This is a genomic window from Flavobacterium urocaniciphilum (assembly GCF_900110615.1).
In the GTDB taxonomy this organism is placed as follows: domain Bacteria; phylum Bacteroidota; class Bacteroidia; order Flavobacteriales; family Flavobacteriaceae; genus Flavobacterium; species Flavobacterium urocaniciphilum.
Genome location: NZ_FOEI01000006.1, coordinates 108,011 through 127,565 on the forward strand (window position 1 = coordinate 108,011; position 19,555 = coordinate 127,565).

Sequence of the window (19,555 nt, forward strand, 5' to 3'; positions counted from 1 at the left end):
AGGAATTAATTTGTTATTTGTTTACGATTTTTGACTTGATATTGTATTACTATTTTGATATTGCCATTGAAAAGTGTATTTTTGAGGTTCATTTTTTTAGAACATGGAAAACAATAAAAAATTTGCTGTAATTGGTGGAGGAAGCTGGGCAACAGCTATCGCTAAAATGTTATGTGAAAACCAAGAGAAAATCGCTTGGTATATGAGAAGTACATATGCGTTAGAACATTTAAAACACCAAAAACACAATCCAAATTATTTAAGTTCAGTAGCTTTTGATATAAATAAATTACAACTTACTAACGATATTAATGAAGCAGTAGCATTTGCTGATGTTGTAATTTTTGCTATTCCATCTGCCTTTTTAAAAGATGAATTGGAAAAAATGACGGTTTCTTTAGAAGGAAAAATTATTTTTTCAGCAATTAAAGGTATTGTTCCAGAAACCAGTTTAATTGTTGGGGAGCATTTTCATAAAATGTATTCTATTCCATACGAAAATATCGGAGTAATTACGGGGCCTTGTCATGCAGAAGAAGTAGCGATGGAAAGACTTTCTTATCTTACTATTGCTTGTGCTGATAAAGAAAAAGCAAAATATGTAGCTAAAAATTTATCGAGCTATTATATCAAAGCAAAAACTTCCGACGATATTATTGGAACAGAATATGCAGCTGTATTGAAAAATATTTATTCTATTGCAGCTGGTATTGCACATGGATTAGGTTATGGAGATAACTTTCAAGCGGTTTTAATGAGTAATGCTATTCGTGAAATGAAACGTTTTATAAAGAAAGTTCATAGAATGAAACGTAATATTAATAATTCAGCTTATTTAGGAGATTTATTGGTTACAGGTTATTCGGTGTTTTCTAGAAATAGAATGTTTGGGAATATGATTGGAAAAGGCTACACAGTAAAATCAGCTCAAATGGAAATGAGTATGGTTGCCGAAGGGTATTATGCGAGTAAAAGTGCTTATAATTTAAATTTAGATTATAAGGCTAAAACACCAATCATTAATGCGGTTTACGAAATTTTATACGAAGGAAAAGAAGCTAAAGAAGTATTTAAAAAATTAACGGAGAAGTTAGATTAGTAAAGAGCCAAGTAAAAAGAGCCAAGTTAAAAGGGAAAAGTAAAAAGTCCAAATTGACATTTCAATTTATGTTGGAAAGTAAGATGGAAAGTTAATTTTTTTATATGAATAATAATAGAGGTGTTGTAGTAGGAATACTCTTTTCAGTTATAATTACTTTTTTAGAAGGTAATTTAGTAATTGAAAATTTTTTTGAATCAATTGGTGCAATTATAGGAGTTTTAGTTATTAATGCCTTCATTTCTATACTTATTTGTGTATTCAAGAGTTTCGATAATTTCGGAAAAATATTTGGTCAAGTTTCAATTGTTATATGTTTAATTACATTAATTTCATTTGTAATTACGGTTAGTCACAAATAACTTCAAAATTTTAAAAATTTAGTTTATCATTTACTAATTGTGAAATGATATTATTGTAAAACTTTAATTCGAAATTTTCATTTTTTAATGCATTTCATCAACGTTATTCTTCCTCTCAATCTTGATAAAACATTTACGTATTCGGTAAATGCGGAAGAATACAAGTTTTTGCAACCTGGAATGCGTGTTACAGTTCCGTTTGGAAAATCGAAAATTTTTACAGCTTTAGTAGTAGAAAAACATACCACGCCACCACAATTATACGAAGCGAAAGATATCAGTCAAATTATTGATGAAACGCCTATTGTAAATGACATTCAATTACGTCATTGGCAATGGATTGCATCGTATTATATGTGTTCGATTGGCGAAGTTTTTAAATCGGCTTTGCCTTCTGGATTGATTCTAGAAAGCGAAACGATTATTTCTTCTTCTCATTCAGAAGCAGATAAAAGCGAGGCAACCGATGAAGAATTCTTAGTGTTGGAAGCTTTAGAAAATAAATCTTCGATTACGATTTCTGAAATTTCTCAAATCTTAAATAAGAAAAATGTAATTCCAATCATTCAAAGCTTATTAGCGAAAGGTTTGCTAATCATGCAGGAAGAAGTTCAGGAAAATTACAAACCGAAATTGGTAAAATACATCAAACTACATGATGAATTTTTACAACAAGAACAATTACAAGAATTACTTGAAATCTTAGGTAAGGCGAAAAAGCAAAAAGAAATTGTTCTGCATTATTTTCAATTGCAAGCTACAGAGAAAAAACCAATTGCCTCTAAATTATTGATGGAAACTTCTGGCGTGAGTGCTGCAGTAATTAAATCGTTAGTGGAAAAAGGTATTTTTGAAGAATATTATATTAATACCGATAGAGTTTCTTTTGAAAAAGAAGAGGATTACGAAATTCATTTGAGCAATCCTCAAGCCAAAGCATTAGAAAATATTAAAGAAAACTTCCAAAATTTTGATGTGAATTTATTTCATGGTGTAACCGCTTCTGGAAAAACAGAAGTGTACATTAAACTTATTGAAGAATATTTACAACAAGATAAACAAGTTTTGTTTTTATTACCAGAAATTGCTTTAACGACACAATTAGTACAACGTTTATCGGCCTATTTTGGAAATCAAATTGCGGTTTTCCATTCGAAATATAATTCTAACGAACGCGTTGAAGTATATAATCACGTATTGCAAAATTCCGACAAAGCTAAAGTGGTTTTAGGAGTTCGAAGTGCTTTGTTTTTACCCTTTTCCAATTTAGGTTTGATTGTAGTTGATGAAGAACATGAAGCTACCTATAAACAACAAGATCCAGCACCAAGATATCATGCCAGAGACGCCGCTATTGTATTAGCCAAATTTCATGACGCCAAAGTGTTGTTAGGTAGTGCTACGCCAAGTATAGAATCTTATTATAATGCGAAATCAAATAAGTACGGATTAATTGAATTGTTTGAGCGATTCAATAATGTGGTATTGCCGGAAATTCATCTTATTGATTTAAAAGATAAATACTTCCGTAAACGAATGGATGGTCATTTTTCGGATGAATTATTAGAAAGAATGCATGAAACACTTGCGAATAACGAACAAATCATGTTGTTTCAAAATCGTAGAGGATATTCTCCATATATAGAATGCTCAACATGTGGACATGTACCTCAATGTCCGAGTTGCGATGTGAGTTTAACCTACTATAAATATAAAAGTGTACTGAAATGTCATTATTGCGGACATAGCATGGCGAAACCAACGCATTGTCATCAATGTAATTCGTTAGATATTTCGGCAAAAGGTTTTGGTACTGAGCAGGTAGAATTAGAGTTAGTCAAATTATTTCCGAATAAGAAAATTGCTCGTATGGATCAAGACACGACTCGAGGAAAATTTGCTTTCGAAAAAATGATTGATGCGTTTAAAAATCAAGAAATTGATATTTTAGTGGGAACCCAAATGCTTGCGAAAGGATTGGATTTTGAGAATGTTACGTTAGTCGGAATTTTAAATGCAGATAATTTATTGAATCAACCGTATTATCGTGCTTATGAACGCGCGTATCAAATGATGGTTCAAGTGGCTGGTCGTTCAGGAAGAAAATCTAAAAAGGGTAGTGTGGTTATACAAACCTACAACCCAATGCATAATACTATTCAGCAAGTGGTAAACAATAATTATGTTGCGATGTTTAATGAGCAATTGTACGAAAGACGTAATTTTCAATATCCACCGTATTTCAGATTGTTGCAAATTAAATTGAAACATCGTGATTTTGAAAAATTACGTGAAGGTTCAACATGGTTATATAATGTATTGAAACAAAATCTTCAAATACCTATTCTTGGTCCGGAAGAACCTGCAATTAACAGAATTAGAAATGAGTACATCAGAACCATTTTGATTAAAATTCCAAATAATGCCGACCTTATAAATACAAAAAAACTTATCAAAAAAGTATTGATAAGTTTTGAGGCTACTTCACAATATCGTTCTATAAAGACGACATTAAATGTAGATTATTAATAATTTTCAAGAATGGTAATAATTTCTTCTTTTTTGTTTCGACTTAAAGGAATTTTTTCACCATCAATTTCAACTTGTTTACTGTTAAATCGTTCTACTTTATCTAAATTGATAATATAGGATTTATGAATTCTTAAGAAATGATTATTTGGTAATTCATTTTCAAAAGCTTTCATAGTTGATAATACTAAGTGTGTATCTTCATAAGTTACTACTTTAATATAATCGCCAAATGCTTCAACCCATTTAATATGAGAAGTGTAAATTTTAATTTTCTTTAAATTACTCTTAATAATAAGATGAGGTCCGTGGTCGTCATGAATGTGTTCATGTTTCAATTGGTACATTTCCAAAGCCTTTTTAACCGAAGTTAAAAAACGTTCCTTTTTAATAGGTTTCTGAAGAAAGTCTAATGCAGAATATTCGAAAGCCTTTACCGCATAATCAGCTTTTGATGTTATAAAAACAATCTGTGGTTTTATTTTTAAACCATCAAGTAAATCAAAGCCTGTAATGTGTGGCATTTCAATATCTAAAAAAATTAAATCGACCGGATGATTGGAGATGTAATTTTTGGCTTCTAATGCATTTGAAAAATCCCCGCCTAGTTTTAAATTTGGATGTTCAGAAATCAATTTTGCTATAGTAATTCTTTGGATAGAGCTATCGTCTACAACAATTGTGTTTAACTTCATAGTTTAAGTAGTTAGTTTTTACACCATAAAAATAAGTAAAAAATTCTCACAATACTAATATTCAACTAAAAAAAATATGTTTTTTCAAATTTGGAGATTAAATAATAATGATTATCTTTGCACCCAATTTAAAAATAAACATAGATGAAAAATTATGAAACTGTTTTCATTTTGAATCCCGTTTTATCTGAAGTTCAGGTAAAGGAAACAGTAAGCAAATTCGAAGATTTTCTTACTTCTAAGGGTGCAAAAATGGTATCGAAAGAGGATTGGGGCTTAAAAAAATTAGCTTATGAAATCCAACACAAGAAAAGTGGTTTTTACCATTTATTTGAGTACCAAGCTCCAGCTGAATTAATCATTTCTTTAGAAACTGAATTCAGAAGAGACGAAAGAATTATGAGATTCTTAACTGTTGCATTAGACAAACATGCAGTAGCTTGGGCTGAAAGAAGAAGAGAAAAATTAAAAACTAAAGCTTAATCATCATGTCAATAGCTAGCGGAAAAAAAGAAGGAGATATCAGATATCTTACTCCTTTAAATATCGATACTAACAAACAAAAAAAATATTGTCGTTTCAAAAAATCTGGTATCAAGTATATCGATTATAAAGATGCTGATTTTTTATTAAAATTCGTTAACGAGCAAGGTAAAATTTTACCAAGACGTTTAACAGGTACTTCTTTAAAATACCAAAGAAAAGTTTCTGTTGCTGTAAAAAGAGCTCGTCATTTAGCTTTAATGCCTTACGTGGCGGATTTATTAAAATAATAATTTAATCTAGTTGTTGCTTCGATTAATCGGAGCTAACTTCTAAAATAAAAAAAGGACAACAACATGGAACTTATATTAAAACAAGACGTTCAAAATTTAGGATTTAAAGATGATGTAGTAACTGTAAAAAACGGTTATGGTCGTAACTATTTAATTCCTCAAGGATTTGCTATTTTAGCAACTTCTTCTGCTAAAAAAGTTTTAGCTGAAAATTTAAAACAAAAAGCTCACAAAGAAGCTAAAATTGTTGCTGATGCTAAATCTTTAGCTGAAGCATTAAAAGCTTTAGAGATCAAAATTACTGCAAAAGCAGGTGGTGAGAAATTATTCGGATCTATTTCAAATGTTGATATTGCTCAAGCTTTAGAGTCAAATGGACATTCAGTAGACAGAAAATTCATCACTTCTGGAATTGTTAAAAGAATTGGTAAATATAACGCTACTGTACGTTTACACAGAGAAGTTATCATTGAATTACCATACGAAATCGTTGCTGAAAAAGCATAATTTCGAAAAAAATATTTCATTAAAAAGCGTTGCATTTGCAACGCTTTTTTTATTTTTACTATTCCTTACATTCGGAAATTATAAAAATATAAAATCGCACCAATGAAATATACTCGTTTAACGAAAGAACAGCTTGAAGAACTTCATCCTGAGTTTGTTACCTTTTTAGCTACTCAATCCATTGATAAAAAAGAATGGGATGAAATTAAAACCAATAAACCAGAAATAGCGCTTCAAGAAATTGATGTTTTTTCTGATATGATTTGGGATAAAGCGATTACGAATGTTCGTTTTATAGATCATTTTTCTAAAAATCATATTTTCCTTTTTAAATGTCATGATACTTTTTTAGAATCTTTAATTATTCAAACTTCAGATCATTCTGTAGATTTTTTTACGGCTGAAGGTTTAGAATGGTTAGGCGATAATTTATTTGGTGATTCTATAATGCTTCAAACCGGAAAAAAAGAAGTTCCAGAAAATCGAAATGAAGAAGTTTTCAAAATTATTGAAAATGGAGGAATTATCAGTAAAGGTGAATTATACACTAAACTTATTGCATTAATCAAAGTATCTTAATATGACTGTTTTAGAAACTATTCAATCCTTAAGAACTGAATTAAATCAACACAATTATAACTATTATGTGTTAGATAAACCAACTATTTCAGATTTTGATTTTGATGCTAAACTGAAGCAATTACAAGATTTAGAAAATGCTCATCCACAATTTTTTGATGAAAATTCTCCAACACAACGTGTAGGTGGAACCATTACTAAAAATTTTAATACTGTTGAACATGAATTTAGAATGTATTCATTAGATAATTCGTATTCAAAAGAAGATTTGTTGGATTGGCAAACGCGTTGTCAGAAAATATTAGGAGATGTTTCGTTGGAGTTTACGTGTGAATTAAAATACGATGGTGCTTCAATTAGTATTTCCTATGAAAATGGAAAACTAGTACGAGCTGTAACTCGTGGAGATGGTTTTAAAGGTGATGATGTTACAAATAATATTAAAACCATTAAATCGGTTCCTTTACAATTAAATAATGGTTTTCCAGAAAAATTCGATATTCGAGGAGAAATTATTCTTCCCTTTTCTGGTTTTGAAAAAATGAATCAGGAATTAATTGAAATTGGTGAAACACCTTATTCAAACCCAAGAAATACAGCATCGGGTAGTTTAAAATTACAAGATAGTGCTGAAGTAGCTAAACGTCCGTTAGAATGTTTGCTGTATTCAATGATTGGAAATAATTTACCAATTGACTCACAATTTGAAGTTTTAGAATTATCAAGAAAGCTAGGCTTTAAAGTTCCAAATGAAAGTAAACTTGCAAAATCTATAGAAGAAGTTTTCGAATTTATTGAATATTGGGATAAAAACCGTCATAATTTACCTTATGAAACAGATGGAGTAGTTGTAAAAGTTAACAATATTCATTTTCAAGAAGAATTAGGTTATACAGCAAAATCACCTCGTTGGGCTATGGCGTATAAGTTTAAAGCAGAGCAGGTGAGTACGATTTTACAATCCATTTCCTATCAAGTAGGAAGAACGGGTGCTATTACACCAGTGGCTAACTTAGAGCCAGTTCAATTGGCTGGTACAATTGTAAAACGAGCTTCGTTGCATAATGCCGATCAGATAGCAAAATTAGACATTCGTATTGGTGATGAAGTTTTTGTGGAAAAAGGTGGCGAAATTATTCCTAAAATTATTGGAGTGGCTCAAAGAGGAAGTCAAGAACAACCAACAGCTTATATTTCTCATTGTCCAGAATGTAATTCAGAATTAATTCGAAATGAAGGTGAAGCCAATCATTATTGTCCAAATTATTACGGTTGTCCACCTCAAATTATCGGAAGAATTCAGCATTTTATTACTAGAAAAGCAATGGATATTGAAGGTTTAGGTGGAGAAACGGTAGCTTTACTTTTCAATGCGGGATTGGTTCAAAATTATGCTGATTTATACGATTTGAAAAAAGAACAGGTTGTTGTTTTGGATAGAATGGCAGATAAATCAGCCGAAAATCTGATTTCAGGTATTGAAAAATCTAAAGAAATTACATTTGATAGAGTGCTGTATGCTTTGGGTATCAGATATGTAGGTGAAACTGTTGCAAAAAAATTAGCGAAACATTATAAAAATATTGATAACTTAGCAAATGCTACGATAATCGATTTAATTACTGTTGACGAAATTGGAGAGCGTATTGCTCAAAGTGTGGTTGACTTCTTTCAAAATTTAGATAATATAACTATTATCAATAAATTAAAAGAAGTTGGATTGCAATTTGAATTGAATGAAGTTTCCACATCAGTTTCTAATAAATTAGAAGGTAAAATTTTTGTAGTTTCTGGTGTTTTTGAAATTTATTCTAGAGATGATTTGAAAAAAGCCATTGAAGATAATGGAGGTAAAGTAGGAAGTTCTATTTCAGCTAAAACAAATTACGTTGTTGCTGGAGCCAATATGGGACCTTCAAAATTAGAAAAAGCCAATCAACTAAAAATTGAAATTATTGACGAATATCAATTTCAAAAAATGATAAATGATTAGTAAGAAAAAATATATTTTATACAGTTTTGCAGCTGTTTCTCTGTTGTATATACTTTCATCAGTATTCAGCGTTAGAGAAATTGAATTGCTAACAAAACCGTTATTCTTACCTATTTTATTGTATTATTATTTAAGAAAGACCAATTCCAAATCGGAAATACATACGATTATTTGTTTTATTGCCTTTTACATTGGTGAGATGTTAGTATTAAAAGATCCGGAAGGATTTTATCTTTTATCATTAGTGTTTTTCTTAATTCCATATCTGGTTTTGTTATATTACGTAACAAACGATTTATTGCTAATTATTAAAAATTATACCTTAAGTAAGTTTGCCTTTTTTTTCTTTTTAGTTCTGCTATTTTTAATATTACTCTTTGTAAGTGTTATATTAACGATTAATACAGATGATATAATTGAAAAAATTATTTTATATTTATATGGTTTATCCCTAATTTTATTTGGGATTATGACTGTCATTTTATACGTTTATAAAAATTCAAAGACCAATTTCTTTTTATTGATGATGGTAATCGCCTTCATTATTTCTGATATGTATTTTATCTTTATGAAGAAAATTGATTATAATTGGGTTTTTAAATTAGTAAATTTGGTTACACAAATATTTTCATATTATTTCTTTGTAAATTATTCCATTTTAAGAACTAAAAAAAATAATGTATAGTAGAAAAAATCAAATATTAAAGAAAGAATTGGTAAAAGTGCCTCTAATAGTGTACTTTGTGGCCTTTGCACTATACTTATTTTTGGAAAATATTGTAGAGCTTAAAGATTATGCTTTATTGGTTAAGCCAATCATTATTCCTGCAATTGCCTTTTTATATTTAACTGGTAGAAAAAGTAAAAGAACCCTTTTGAATTTAACCATGTTGGTTTTTATTTTCATTGCCGACAATTGTACTTTATTAGAAGATAAAAGTTTATATCTGTATGCAACTATGTTATATATGGGTGTAATTTATATTATTCTGTATTATGCTATATTGGATTTCAAATACGTGAATAAAAAGTCGCCATTTGCACGATATTTAGGCTTTGGGATTTTACTTTTATGTTTTCTTTATTGTTTTATTGGGTGTTTTGTTTTGATCACGCCGATAAATCTTCTCAAGTATTTATAGTGTTTAATTATATTGTAGTTTTTATAATTACTTTACTATTGAGTATAGTTAATTATTTTTTGAATAAAAGAAATAGGAGAGATTTGTATTTAATGCTTACTTTAATTACAATGTTTTTTGCAGGATTATTTACTTCTATAAATCATTATTATATGAGTCATTTATGGTTAGTAATAATTGCATGTATTGTTGAAATTCCAGTTTATTATTTTTTACTTAGATATTTACTTGCACGAGATCAAAAAAACCTTAGAGCGTAATATTTTTTTCTTGTCCAATGTATTTCGAATTATCGCTTAAATAGAAATCAATTCTGCCTAAATTAATTCCATAGGCGCCCACTTGATTCACGATAACTTTTTTTCCAACTTTATTTATTTTTACAATTGGTTTGTCTAAAAATGTATGCGTGTGACCACCAATGATTAAATCGATATGTTGTGTTGCTGCAGCTAATTTCACATCACATACTTTTTCTGGTTCGTTTTTATAATCAAATCCTAAATGCGATAAACAAATTATTAAATCACATTTTTCGATTTCTTTAAGTTGTTTTGCAATATCAGTGGCTACTTCAATAGGATTGTTGTAAACAGTTTCTTTGTATAATTTCTTGTCTACTAATCCGTTTAATTCCACTCCTAAACCAAATATTCCTATTTTAATTCCGTCTTTAATGATGATTTTATAAGGTTTTACAATTCCATCTAGGACAGTGTTTTTGAAATCATAATTAGCAGAAACGAAATCAAAATTGGCATGAGGAAGCATGGCATTAAATCCATCAATTCCATTATCGAAATCATGGTTACCCATTGTTGCAACATCATATTGCATCATGCTCATTAATTTGAATTCTAATTCACCACCATAATAATTGAAATAGGGTGTACCTTGAAAAATATCTCCAGCATCTAAAAGTAACACATTGTTTTCTTCTTTTCTGATTTTTTCAATAACATTAGCTCTTCTAGCCACACCACCCATACCTGGATTTTTTGGATGGTCTTTTGGAAAAGGATCAATATGACTGTGTACATCATTAGTGTGTAAAATAGTTATCTTCTTTTCTTTAACGGTTGTAAAACTAGATAATGAAAAATCACCAAGAGTAACTAATGCTGTTGTTGCAGCTGTGTTTTTTAAAAATGTTCTTCTTTTCATGTGTTCCTGCAGAATTTGATCCGTACTTATTCTTTAATAATTCTTGGTGTATTTGATGCTTCAATCGATTTATGATTGTAAAAATAATCAATTAAAACATTTCTAATTTTATAATTCAAATCGTAAGTTCCTTCATTTTTTAAGAAAAAAGTCATGTTATCTCCACCATTCGATAAATAATCAGACGTTAAAACATAATATATTTTAGTTTCATCTATATGCTTTTCATTAAATAAGATATTGGTAATCTCATTGTTTTTATTCAGATATATCGTAAGGCCATTTAATGGGTGAGGTTTTTTTTCAGTGATGATGTGTTGTGCCATTGCTTTAATTTTATCTCCTTTTAAAGCCACAACAATTAAACTATTTTCAAAAGGCATCACTTCAAAAGCATTTCTTTTGGTGATGTTTCCTTTCGGAATTATTGAACGAATTCCACCATGATTGAATAAAGTAATGTCAATTTTTTTGTTTTCTCTTTTGAAAAAAATAGGATTAGCTAATTCTAAACAAGCATCAGCCATAAAGTTTCCAATATTAGTTTGCCATTCGCCTTTGTTTTTGTCTAATGTTTCTGGGCAAAAAGAAATAATACTGTCTAAATCTTTATTAATATGATTTCTGTATGGCGCAATATAGGATTCAATTTTTTGATTAGAAGTATAGCTTTCATTGATTTCAATTTTCTTGCCTTCAACGGAATAATTCGTATAAGGTTTTGATTTGCAAGCGTTAAAAACTATTAATGTTAAAATTGTAACAAAAATTGTGTAAAGATGATTAGTATTTTTACTTTTGAACATCATAAATTCCAATAGATTACTTTAATTTTGTAAAAGAAGTAAATTTACAATGATTTCTAAAATAATTAAAGATTTTTTCCTTAAAAGAAAAGTAAATAAAAAGTTAAGAGAGTATTCTCTACAGGAGCCTCCAAATAAAATTGAGAAAGTTGGAGTTTTAATTGACGGTAATTATTTTCAAAATCAGGAAGTACTTATAGACGAAATTGCAAAACACGGAATTGATAAAAATAATATTGAAATTTTATCGTTTGTAAATAAAAACAAAAAATCACTTTTAGATTCTTTCGATTATTTTTTTGGGAAAGATATCTCCTTTGGAGGTTTGTTTAAGAGTGAAAGAGTTACTAATTTTACCAACCAAAATTTTGATATGCTTATTAGTTATTATGATGTTCAAAAACCAACATTATTATTAGTAACTAAAAGTTCAAAAGCTAAATTTAAAGTGGGGTTTTATACTATTGATAAAAGAATTAATCATTTGTCTATCAATACAGTTGCGGAAAAGCACGAAGAATTTATTACGGAATTATTCAAATATTTAAAAATACTTAAAAAAATATAATATGCAATCATTTTTAGGAACTGGTGTTGCACTAGTTACGCCATTTAAAAAAGATTTTTCAGTAGATACTGAAGCTTTAACAAGAATTGTAAACTTTGTAATTGAAGGAGGGGTAGAATATTTAGTTGTTCTTGGTACAACAGCAGAAACGGCTACTTTAACAAATGATGAAAAAGAATTAGTAATTGCTACAATTGCTGCTGCAAATAATGGAAGAGTTCCTATGGTTTTAGGAGTTGGAGGAAACAATACTGCAAAAGTTGTTGAAGAATTAAAAACTAGAAATTTTGCTGGTTTTTCTGCTATTTTATCAGTATCACCATATTATAATAAACCAACTCAAGAAGGTATTTACCAACATTTTAAAGCGGTTGCTGAAGCGTCTCCAATTCCAGTAATTATTTATAATGTACCTGGAAGAACAGCTAGTAACATGTTACCAAATACAGTTTTAAGATTAGCTAAAGATTTCAAAAACATTATCGGAATTAAAGAAGCGGCTGGAGATATCGTTCAAGCAATGAAAATCATTCAAGATAAACCAGAAGATTTCTTAGTAATTTCAGGTGATGATATGATTACATTACCAATGGTTTTAGCGGGTGGAGCAGGAGTTATTTCAGTAATTGGAGAAGGTTTTCCTAAAGAATTTTCTGAAATGGTTCGTTTAGGATTGAATAAGAAAGTAAAAGAAGCTTATCATTTACATTATAAATTAGCAGATTCAATTGATATGATTTTCGAACAAGGAAATCCTGCTGGTATAAAAGAAGTATTTAAACACTTAGGTTTATCAGAAAATACGGTTCGTTTGCCTTTAGTAAATGTAGATGAAAACTTATCAGAAAGATTGGCAAATTTTATAAAAAATTTAGGTTAAAAAATCTTTTTTGTAAAACATAAAAATATATCTACCTTTGCAGTTGCTTTTTGAATTGCTCAAAGGGTAAAACATTTATAATAAATATGAATAAATTTATATATATTCTTTTTGGAGTTTTAGTACTTTCTTCTTGTAGTGAATATCAAAAGGCTTTAAAATCAGACGATGTAGAGTATAAGACAACCGTTTTTTTAAAGCAAGTAGAAAAGAAAAAATATTCAAAAGCAACGCGTTTGTTTGAACAATATGCTGCTTCTTATAGAGGTAAAGCTCAATCTGAAAATGCATTTTTCAATTATGCACATGCGCTGTATATGAATAAACAGTATATATCTGCAGCTTACCAATTTGAAAGTTTTGCATCTAGTTATCCTAAAAGTCCAAAAGCAGAAGAAGCTGCATTTTTAGGAGCTGAATGTTATTCTAAAACTTCACCAATGTATAGTTTAGATCAGGTAGATACTGAAAAAGGATTAAATAAAATTCAAGCTTTTATTAATAAGTATCCTAATTCTACACTTTTGCCTAAAGCAAATGAAGTTGTTAAACAATTGACAGAGAAGTTAGAATTAAAAGCATACGAAATTGCTAAACAATATAATACAATTGGAGAATTTACAAGAGATTATAATGCAGCTGTTAAGGCTTTAGATAATTTTATGTTTAATTATCCAGGTTCTAAATACAAAGAAGATGCTTTGTTTTACAAATACGATTCTATGTATAAATTAGCTGTAAATAGTGTTCCAGCTAAAAAAGAAGAAAGATTAAATACAACAAAAGTATACTATCAAAATTTAGTAAAATTTAAAGCGGATACTAAGTATTTAGAAAAAGCAAATAAAATGCTTGAAAAAGTAGATAAAGAATTGAAACAATATACAAATTAATCATTATTATGGATTTAAAGAAGACGAATGCTCCAGTTAATACTGTAACTTACAACAAAAGTGCTATTGAAGAACCAACTGGGAATGTATATGAAGCAATTACTATAATAGCAAGAAGAGCGAATCAAATTAATTCTGAAATTAAAAAAGAATTATTAGATAAGTTAGATGAATTTGCTACTTATAATGATAGTTTAGAGGAAGTTTTCGAAAACAAAGAACAAATCGAAGTTTCTAAATATTACGAAAAATTACCAAAACCACATGCTTTAGCAGTACAAGAATGGTTAGATGGTAAAATTTATCATAGAGATACTAAATAATTTAAAATTACTTTAATGTCTGTTTTAAACGGGAAAAAAGTTTTGCTAGGAATTTCTGGTGGAATTGCAGCTTATAAAACAGCCTCATTAGTAAGACTTCTTATAAAAGCAGGTGCACATGTACAAGTTGTCATGACACCTGCTTCTAAAGATTTTGTTACTCCCTTAACATTATCTACTCTTTCTAAAAACCCAGTTTACTCTAATTTTTATAACGAAGAAGACGAGAATGCTTCATGGAATAACCATGTAGAATTAGCTCTTTGGGCAGATTATATGCTTATTGCGCCTGCAACAGCAAATACCCTGTCGAAAATGGCTTCAGGCACTTGCGACAATCTTCTTATGGCTACTTATTTATCTGCGAAATGCCCTGTGTATTTTGCGCCAGCAATGGATTTAGATATGTACATTCATCCAACAACAAAGATGAATTTTGATAAATTAGCAAGTTTTGGAAATACTATTATTCCGGCTGAAAGTGGTGAATTGGCAAGTGGTTTAAGTGGTGAGGGTAGAATGGCTGAACCTGAAAATATTATTGCTTTTCTGGAAAAAGATATCGAAAATAAATTGCCTTTAAAAGGTAAAAAGATTTTGATAACTGCTGGGCCAACATATGAAGCAATTGATCCAGTTCGTTTCATCGGAAATCATTCTACAGGTAAAATGGGCTTCGATATTGCCTTAGCAGCTGCAAATTTAGGTGCTGAAGTTATTTTAGTTTCTGGTCCAACACATCTTCAAATTAAGCACAGTTTAATAAATTTAATAAGAGTCAATTCTGCAGATGAAATGTATGATGCTTGTCATCAGTATTTTGACCACGTTGATGTAGCTATTGCAGCAGCAGCGGTTGCCGATTATAAACCAAAAAATGTGGCATCACAGAAAATAAAAAAGACTGAAGCTACGTTTACTATAGAATTAGAAAAAAATAAAGATATTTTATTATCTTTAGGTCAAATAAAAAAGCAACAATTTTTAATCGGTTTTGCATTGGAAACGGAAAATGAAATTGAAAATGCGAAATATAAAATTGAAAAAAAGAATTTAGATTTAATTGTGTTAAATTCTTTAAACGATAAAGGTGCAGGTTTTGGTCATCCAACCAATAAAGTGACTTTTATTGATAAAGATTTTAATATATTTGAAAACCCGTTAAAATCGAAAGAATTAGTAGCGGTAGATATTGTTAATCTAATTGTAAAAAAATATGCGAATTAAATTTTTAATACTATTTGTTTTAAGTGCTTTCTATGCTAATTCGCAAGAGTTAAATGCAGTTGTGTCTATTAATACAGCTCAGGTAACGAATGTGAATCCACAAATATTTAAAAATTTAGAAAAACAAATTTATGATTTTCTAAACAATACACGATTTTCTGATAAATTAGTAAAGCCAAATGAAAAGGTAAATTGCTCCTTTTTTATGATTATCAATAAATTTGAAAGCAATAATTTCGAGGCTACGTTACAAGTTAATTCAACTCGACCAATTTTTAATTCAAGTTATACTTCTCCAATTGTAAATATAAACGATAAAGAGGTTTCTTTTAAATATGTTGAATTTGAGAATTTAATTTACGATCAAAATTCATTTACCTCTAATTTAGTATCTGTTTTAGCTTTTTATGCAAACATTGTTTTGGCTTCAGATGCCGATACTTTTCAAGATAAAGGAGGAACAGAATATTTAGAAAATGCCTTAAGTATTACTAATGTAGCACAATCGAGTGCTTATCCAGGTTGGGTACAAACAGGTAAAAAAACAAATCGTTTTAATTTAATTTCAGATTTAATGTCGAATACTTTCGATGCCTATAGAGAAGCTATGTATTTCTACCATATTAAAGGATTAGATATTATGGCTGATGAATTAAAACAAGGTAAATTAGAAATTATTAATGCAATTGATGTACTATATAAAGTTCATAAAACTAGACCGAATTCATTATTAGCAAGAACTTTTTTTGATGCTAAAACAGATGAAATTGTAAATATTTTTACAGCTGGTCCGGTGGTAGATATTGCACAATTAAAAGATAATTTAGGTTCAATTTCTCCATTAAATTCTTCTAAATGGAATAAAATAAGGTAATATGCTTTTATCTTTATCAGTTCAAAATTACGCTTTAATTGAACATCTTAATATAAATTTTACCAATCAATTTGCTACAATTACAGGTGAAACTGGAGCAGGAAAATCTATTCTTCTAGGTGCTTTAGGATTAATTATGGGTAATCGTGCCGATTTATCTTCATTAAAAGATAAAGAAAAAAAGTGCGTGATTGAAGCAAGTTTTGAAGTTTCAAAATACAATCTACAATCATTATTTGAAGAGAATGATTTAGATTATGAAAATACTACAATTATTAGAAGAGAAATTTTGCCTTCTGGAAAATCTCGTGCTTTTATTAATGATACACCCGTTAACTTAACGGAACTACAGCTTTTAGCAGAAAGTTTAATTGATATACATTCTCAAAATCAAACGCGAGAATTAGAACAAGAAAATTACCAAATTTCTATTTTAGATGCGATTGGTAAAAATGCTGAAAACTTAAAAGAATATGCAGTTTTATTATCTGATTTTAAACAGAAAACTAAAGAATTAGATCAAATTATTGCAGAAAAAAATACCTTGTTTACGGCTCAAGAATATAATGCCTATTTGTTAAATGAGTTAGAACAAGTTGGTTTGCAATCTAATGAACAAGCCGATTTAGAAGAAGAATTATTGAGTTTAAATAATTCGGAATTAATTAGTGAAACCTTATCTAAAATAGTTTCAACAGCTAATGAAGAGCAATTCGGATTTGTAAATTCTTTAAAAGATTGTAGAAATGCACTTCAAAAAATAGCCAATTTTTCTACTGCCTATTCCGATTTGTTTGAAAGATTAAACTCTTCTTTAATCGAAATTGAAGATATCGCAGAAACAGCCTATCAATTAGGTGAGAAAAATGTTTATAATCCAGAACGATTGGAATTTATTTCAAGTAGGTTACAAACGATTTACGATTTACAGAAAAAACATCAAGTTGCAACAATTGATGAGTTGCTTGAAATTAAAAATCAATTATCGGAAAAAGTATTATTAGTAGATAATTTAGAAGATAAAATCATCGCTTTAAATCAATATCTTAAAGATAAAAAGGAAGAATTAAATACTAAAGCCGCTTCAATTACAACTAATAGGAGAGAAGCAATTCCGGTTTTTATTGATAAAATTTCTTCTATATTATTCCAATTAGGAATGCCCGATTCACAATTTAAAATGGAATTGAATGCTGCTAATCAATTTTTATCAAATGGTAAAGATGAATTAGAATTGTTGTTTTCAGCAAACAAAGGAACAAGTTTAGGATCGTTTAAAAAAGTGGCTTCAGGTGGTGAAATGTCGAGAATAATGTTGGCAATTAAATCAGTTTTAGCCGATTTTTCTAAACTACCAACTATTATTTTTGATGAGATTGATACTGGAGTTTCAGGTGAAATTGCCTTAAAAATGGGTGAAATCATGAAAAAGATGAGTGAAAATCGTCAAGTATTTGCTATTACTCATTTGCCGCAAATTGCTTCTAAAGGAGATGCCCAATTTAAGGTATCTAAAGAAACTATAGCAGAAAATACAATTTCTAAAATTGTAAAACTAAATGCTGAAGAACGTATTGTAGAAATTGCAGAAATGTTATCAGGAAAGCAAATTACAGATTCTGCATTATCACACGCTAAAACATTATTAAATTAAAATTTATACTTTTGTATTAAATAAAAGGAATTTACAACAACATAAAAAATAGAATTATGATTATAGAACCAAGAATGCGCGGATTTATATGTTTAACAGCTCACCCAGAAGGATGTGCGCAAAACGTAAAAAATCAAATTGAATATGTAAAATCAAAAGGTAAAATTGAAGGTGCTAAGAAAGTATTAGTTATTGGTGCTTCAACAGGTTTTGGTTTGGCTTCTAGAATTACTAGTGCATTTGGTTGTGATGCTGCTACAATTGGTGTTTTCTTTGAAAAAGAACCAAGTGAAGGAAAAACAGCAACTCCAGGTTATTACAATTCTGCTGCATTTGAAGTAGAAGCTGAAAAAGCTGGATTATATGCAAAAAGTATTAATGGTGATGCTTTTTCAAATGAGATTAAACAACAAACAATCGATTTAATCAAAAAAGACTTAGGTCAAGTTGATTTAGTAATTTATAGTTTAGCTTCTCCAGTGCGTTTACATCCAACAACAGGTGTTTTACACCGTTCAACTTTAAAACCAATTGGAGATAAGTTTACGAATAAAACAGTTGATTTCCATACAGGAAATGTAACAGAAATTTCAATCGAGCCTGCAACACAAGAAGATATTGATAACACAGTAGTTGTTATGGGTGGTGAAGATTGGTCAATGTGGATGAAAGCGATGAAAGAAGCTGGTGTATTAGCAAATAACGCGATGACAGTTGCTTATTCATATATCGGACCTGAAGTTACAGAAGCTGTTTACAGAAAAGGAACTATTGGTCGTGCTAAAGATCATTTAGAAGCTACTGCATTTGAAATTACTAAACAATTAGAAGATATCGGAGCAAAAGCTTATGTTTCTGTTAATAAAGCATTAGTGACTCAGGCAAGTTCTGCAATTCCAGTTGTGCCATTATATATGTCGTTATTGTTTAAAATAATGAAAAAAGATGGTTCTCACGAAGGATGTATCGAACAAATGCAACGTTTATATTCAGCTAGATTATATAACGGTTCTGAAATTCCGGTTGATGAAAAAGGAAGAATCAGAATTGATGATTGGGAAATGAGACAACAATATCAAGATGAAATTGCTGAATTATGGAAATCAATCAGTACTGAAACTTTAATTGAAAATGGTGATTTAGAAGAATATAGACAAGGATTCTTAAACTTATTCGGTTTCGGTTTTGATGCTATAGATTACAAAGCGGATACAAATGAAATGGTATTAGTTCCAAGTTTAAAATAATAGTACGTTTATATTATATCTAAAATCCCGGTTTTACCGGGATTTTTTTGTTTAGTTTAGTTTATTTTTTTTAAAAAATTAATAAAAAAACAAAAATATAATAAAATGTTATAAATATTAAAAATTGTTATACAATTTTGTTTTATATCGATTTTATTTGCTTTATGTCGATGATTTTCTATAAAATCTGTAATGTGCTTTGATACTACTTTACATTTGTGGCAATAACTATTAACA

General features: G+C 29.2%; 21 protein-coding genes. 18 read left to right on the top strand and 3 right to left on the bottom strand.

What is annotated here, in order from left to right:
- The first annotated feature begins 103 nt into the window (after nt 1–103).
- From BMY86_RS10835 to priA, 3 genes are all read left to right on the top strand, one after another.
- On the top strand, nt 104–1,099 hold the full coding sequence (locus BMY86_RS10835; protein WP_091469044.1) for an NAD(P)H-dependent glycerol-3-phosphate dehydrogenase: 996 nt from the start codon (nt 104–106) through the stop codon (nt 1,097–1,099).
- A 104-nt stretch (nt 1,100–1,203) separates the two neighbouring features.
- Nucleotides 1,204–1,461, top strand: a complete 258-nt coding sequence (locus BMY86_RS10840) for a hypothetical protein (protein WP_091469046.1) — start codon at nt 1,204–1,206, stop codon at nt 1,459–1,461.
- An 87-nt stretch (nt 1,462–1,548) separates the two neighbouring features.
- Nucleotides 1,549–3,990 carry a replication restart helicase PriA gene (priA, locus tag BMY86_RS10845; protein WP_091469051.1) on the top strand — a complete coding sequence of 814 codons (2,442 nt, stop codon included), beginning with the start codon at nt 1,549–1,551 and terminating at the stop codon, nt 3,988–3,990.
- Here priA and BMY86_RS10850 read toward each other — a convergent pair.
- Nucleotides 3,987–4,685: a LytR/AlgR family response regulator transcription factor gene (locus tag BMY86_RS10850; RefSeq protein WP_091469054.1), complete on the bottom strand. Its 699-nt coding sequence runs from the start codon at nt 4,683–4,685 to the stop codon at nt 3,987–3,989. The two genes, priA and BMY86_RS10850, sit on opposite strands and share 4 nt — an antisense overlap.
- A gap of 144 nt (nt 4,686–4,829) precedes the next feature.
- On the opposite strand from BMY86_RS10850, the gene rpsF reads away from it, so the two are divergent.
- From rpsF to BMY86_RS10885, 7 genes are all read left to right on the top strand, one after another.
- Nucleotides 4,830–5,168, top strand: a complete 339-nt coding sequence (gene rpsF, locus BMY86_RS10855) for a 30S ribosomal protein S6 (protein WP_091469058.1) — start codon at nt 4,830–4,832, stop codon at nt 5,166–5,168.
- Nucleotides 5,169–5,173: 5 nt separating this feature from the next.
- Nucleotides 5,174–5,458 (top strand): 30S ribosomal protein S18, encoded by a 285-nt coding sequence (gene rpsR / locus BMY86_RS10860; protein WP_091469061.1) that lies wholly within the window; start codon nt 5,174–5,176, stop codon nt 5,456–5,458.
- A gap of 66 nt (nt 5,459–5,524) precedes the next feature.
- The gene (rplI, locus tag BMY86_RS10865; RefSeq protein ID WP_091469065.1) at nt 5,525–5,968 is read left to right on the top strand and encodes a 50S ribosomal protein L9; all 444 of its coding nucleotides are present in this window, start codon (nt 5,525–5,527) and stop codon (nt 5,966–5,968) included.
- A gap of 102 nt (nt 5,969–6,070) precedes the next feature.
- Complete coding sequence (locus BMY86_RS10870) at nt 6,071–6,547, top strand: DUF6495 family protein (RefSeq protein WP_091469069.1); 477 nt, start codon at nt 6,071–6,073, stop codon at nt 6,545–6,547.
- A gap of 1 nt (nt 6,548) precedes the next feature.
- Nucleotides 6,549–8,540 (top strand): NAD-dependent DNA ligase LigA, encoded by a 1,992-nt coding sequence (ligA, locus tag BMY86_RS10875; protein WP_091469073.1) that lies wholly within the window; start codon nt 6,549–6,551, stop codon nt 8,538–8,540.
- On the top strand, nt 8,533–9,225 hold the full coding sequence (locus BMY86_RS10880) for a lysoplasmalogenase (protein WP_091469076.1): 693 nt from the start codon (nt 8,533–8,535) through the stop codon (nt 9,223–9,225). The genes ligA and BMY86_RS10880 overlap by 8 nt, the downstream gene beginning before the upstream one ends.
- Nucleotides 9,218–9,682, top strand: a complete 465-nt coding sequence (locus BMY86_RS10885; RefSeq protein ID WP_091469080.1) for a hypothetical protein — start codon at nt 9,218–9,220, stop codon at nt 9,680–9,682. The genes BMY86_RS10880 and BMY86_RS10885 overlap by 8 nt, the downstream gene beginning before the upstream one ends.
- A 249-nt stretch (nt 9,683–9,931) precedes the next feature.
- Here BMY86_RS10885 and BMY86_RS10890 read toward each other — a convergent pair whose 3' ends face one another.
- Together BMY86_RS10890 and BMY86_RS10895 are read right to left on the bottom strand one after the other, a co-directional pair.
- Nucleotides 9,932–10,846, bottom strand: a complete 915-nt coding sequence (locus BMY86_RS10890; protein ID WP_091469083.1) for a metallophosphoesterase — start codon at nt 10,844–10,846, stop codon at nt 9,932–9,934.
- Between the two features lie 26 nt (nt 10,847–10,872).
- Nucleotides 10,873–11,655 (bottom strand): 5'-nucleotidase C-terminal domain-containing protein, encoded by a 783-nt coding sequence (locus BMY86_RS10895; RefSeq protein ID WP_245745655.1) that lies wholly within the window; start codon nt 11,653–11,655, stop codon nt 10,873–10,875.
- A 46-nt stretch (nt 11,656–11,701) separates the two neighbouring features.
- Here BMY86_RS10895 and BMY86_RS10900 point away from each other — a divergent pair, with 46 nt between their 5' ends.
- From BMY86_RS10900 to fabV, 8 genes are all read left to right on the top strand, one after another.
- The gene (locus BMY86_RS10900) at nt 11,702–12,220 is read left to right on the top strand and encodes a DUF6913 domain-containing protein (protein WP_091469087.1); all 519 of its coding nucleotides are present in this window, start codon (nt 11,702–11,704) and stop codon (nt 12,218–12,220) included.
- 1 nt (nt 12,221) lies between these two features.
- Entirely contained in the window at nt 12,222–13,100 is an 879-nt protein-coding gene (gene dapA / locus BMY86_RS10905; RefSeq protein WP_091469092.1) for a 4-hydroxy-tetrahydrodipicolinate synthase, read from the top strand.
- Between the two features lie 86 nt (nt 13,101–13,186).
- A complete protein-coding gene (locus tag BMY86_RS10910; RefSeq protein ID WP_091469096.1) occupies nt 13,187–13,993 on the top strand; it encodes an outer membrane protein assembly factor BamD in 807 nt (268 codons plus the stop codon).
- A gap of 8 nt (nt 13,994–14,001) precedes the next feature.
- Entirely contained in the window at nt 14,002–14,316 is a 315-nt protein-coding gene (locus BMY86_RS10915) for a DNA-directed RNA polymerase subunit omega (protein ID WP_091469100.1), read from the top strand.
- Between the two features lie 15 nt (nt 14,317–14,331).
- Nucleotides 14,332–15,543, top strand: a complete 1,212-nt coding sequence (coaBC, locus tag BMY86_RS10920) for a bifunctional phosphopantothenoylcysteine decarboxylase/phosphopantothenate--cysteine ligase CoaBC (RefSeq protein WP_091469102.1) — start codon at nt 14,332–14,334, stop codon at nt 15,541–15,543.
- On the top strand, nt 15,533–16,417 hold the full coding sequence (gene porD, locus BMY86_RS10925; RefSeq protein ID WP_091469105.1) for a type IX secretion system protein PorD: 885 nt from the start codon (nt 15,533–15,535) through the stop codon (nt 16,415–16,417). The genes coaBC and porD overlap by 11 nt, the downstream gene beginning before the upstream one ends.
- A gap of 1 nt (nt 16,418) precedes the next feature.
- Nucleotides 16,419–18,071, top strand: a complete 1,653-nt coding sequence (recN, locus tag BMY86_RS10930; protein WP_091469107.1) for a DNA repair protein RecN — start codon at nt 16,419–16,421, stop codon at nt 18,069–18,071.
- Between the two features lie 56 nt (nt 18,072–18,127).
- Nucleotides 18,128–19,318, top strand: a complete 1,191-nt coding sequence (gene fabV / locus BMY86_RS10935; protein WP_091469110.1) for an enoyl-ACP reductase FabV — start codon at nt 18,128–18,130, stop codon at nt 19,316–19,318.
- Nucleotides 19,319–19,555: the final 237 nt, after the last annotated feature.

Excerpts from the sequence above, each read along its gene's own strand:
- fabV (WP_091469110.1), top strand. The coding sequence starts at position 18,128 with ATGATTATAGAACCAAGAATGCGCGGATTTATATGTTTAACAGCTCAC.
- BMY86_RS10910 (WP_091469096.1), top strand. The coding sequence starts at position 13,187 with ATGAATAAATTTATATATATTCTTTTTGGAGTTTTAGTACTTTCTTCT.
- rplI (WP_091469065.1), top strand. The coding sequence starts at position 5,525 with ATGGAACTTATATTAAAACAAGACGTTCAAAATTTAGGATTTAAAGAT.
- dapA (WP_091469092.1), top strand. The coding sequence starts at position 12,222 with ATGCAATCATTTTTAGGAACTGGTGTTGCACTAGTTACGCCATTTAAA.
- BMY86_RS10915 (WP_091469100.1), top strand. The coding sequence starts at position 14,002 with ATGGATTTAAAGAAGACGAATGCTCCAGTTAATACTGTAACTTACAAC.
- BMY86_RS10835 (WP_091469044.1), top strand. The coding sequence starts at position 104 with ATGGAAAACAATAAAAAATTTGCTGTAATTGGTGGAGGAAGCTGGGCA.
- porD (WP_091469105.1), top strand. The coding sequence starts at position 15,533 with ATGCGAATTAAATTTTTAATACTATTTGTTTTAAGTGCTTTCTATGCT.
- BMY86_RS10885 (WP_091469080.1), top strand. The coding sequence starts at position 9,218 with ATGTATAGTAGAAAAAATCAAATATTAAAGAAAGAATTGGTAAAAGTG.
- rpsR (WP_091469061.1), top strand. The coding sequence starts at position 5,174 with ATGTCAATAGCTAGCGGAAAAAAAGAAGGAGATATCAGATATCTTACT.
- ligA (WP_091469073.1), top strand. The coding sequence starts at position 6,549 with ATGACTGTTTTAGAAACTATTCAATCCTTAAGAACTGAATTAAATCAA.
- BMY86_RS10840 (WP_091469046.1), top strand. The coding sequence starts at position 1,204 with ATGAATAATAATAGAGGTGTTGTAGTAGGAATACTCTTTTCAGTTATA.
- priA (WP_091469051.1), top strand. The coding sequence starts at position 1,549 with ATGCATTTCATCAACGTTATTCTTCCTCTCAATCTTGATAAAACATTT.
- BMY86_RS10895 (WP_245745655.1), bottom strand. The coding sequence starts at position 11,655 with ATGATGTTCAAAAGTAAAAATACTAATCATCTTTACACAATTTTTGTT.
- BMY86_RS10880 (WP_091469076.1), top strand. The coding sequence starts at position 8,533 with ATGATTAGTAAGAAAAAATATATTTTATACAGTTTTGCAGCTGTTTCT.
- BMY86_RS10850 (WP_091469054.1), bottom strand. The coding sequence starts at position 4,685 with ATGAAGTTAAACACAATTGTTGTAGACGATAGCTCTATCCAAAGAATT.
- rpsF (WP_091469058.1), top strand. The coding sequence starts at position 4,830 with ATGAAAAATTATGAAACTGTTTTCATTTTGAATCCCGTTTTATCTGAA.
- BMY86_RS10900 (WP_091469087.1), top strand. The coding sequence starts at position 11,702 with ATGATTTCTAAAATAATTAAAGATTTTTTCCTTAAAAGAAAAGTAAAT.
- BMY86_RS10890 (WP_091469083.1), bottom strand. The coding sequence starts at position 10,846 with ATGAAAAGAAGAACATTTTTAAAAAACACAGCTGCAACAACAGCATTA.
- BMY86_RS10870 (WP_091469069.1), top strand. The coding sequence starts at position 6,071 with ATGAAATATACTCGTTTAACGAAAGAACAGCTTGAAGAACTTCATCCT.
- coaBC (WP_091469102.1), top strand. The coding sequence starts at position 14,332 with ATGTCTGTTTTAAACGGGAAAAAAGTTTTGCTAGGAATTTCTGGTGGA.
- recN (WP_091469107.1), top strand. The coding sequence starts at position 16,419 with ATGCTTTTATCTTTATCAGTTCAAAATTACGCTTTAATTGAACATCTT.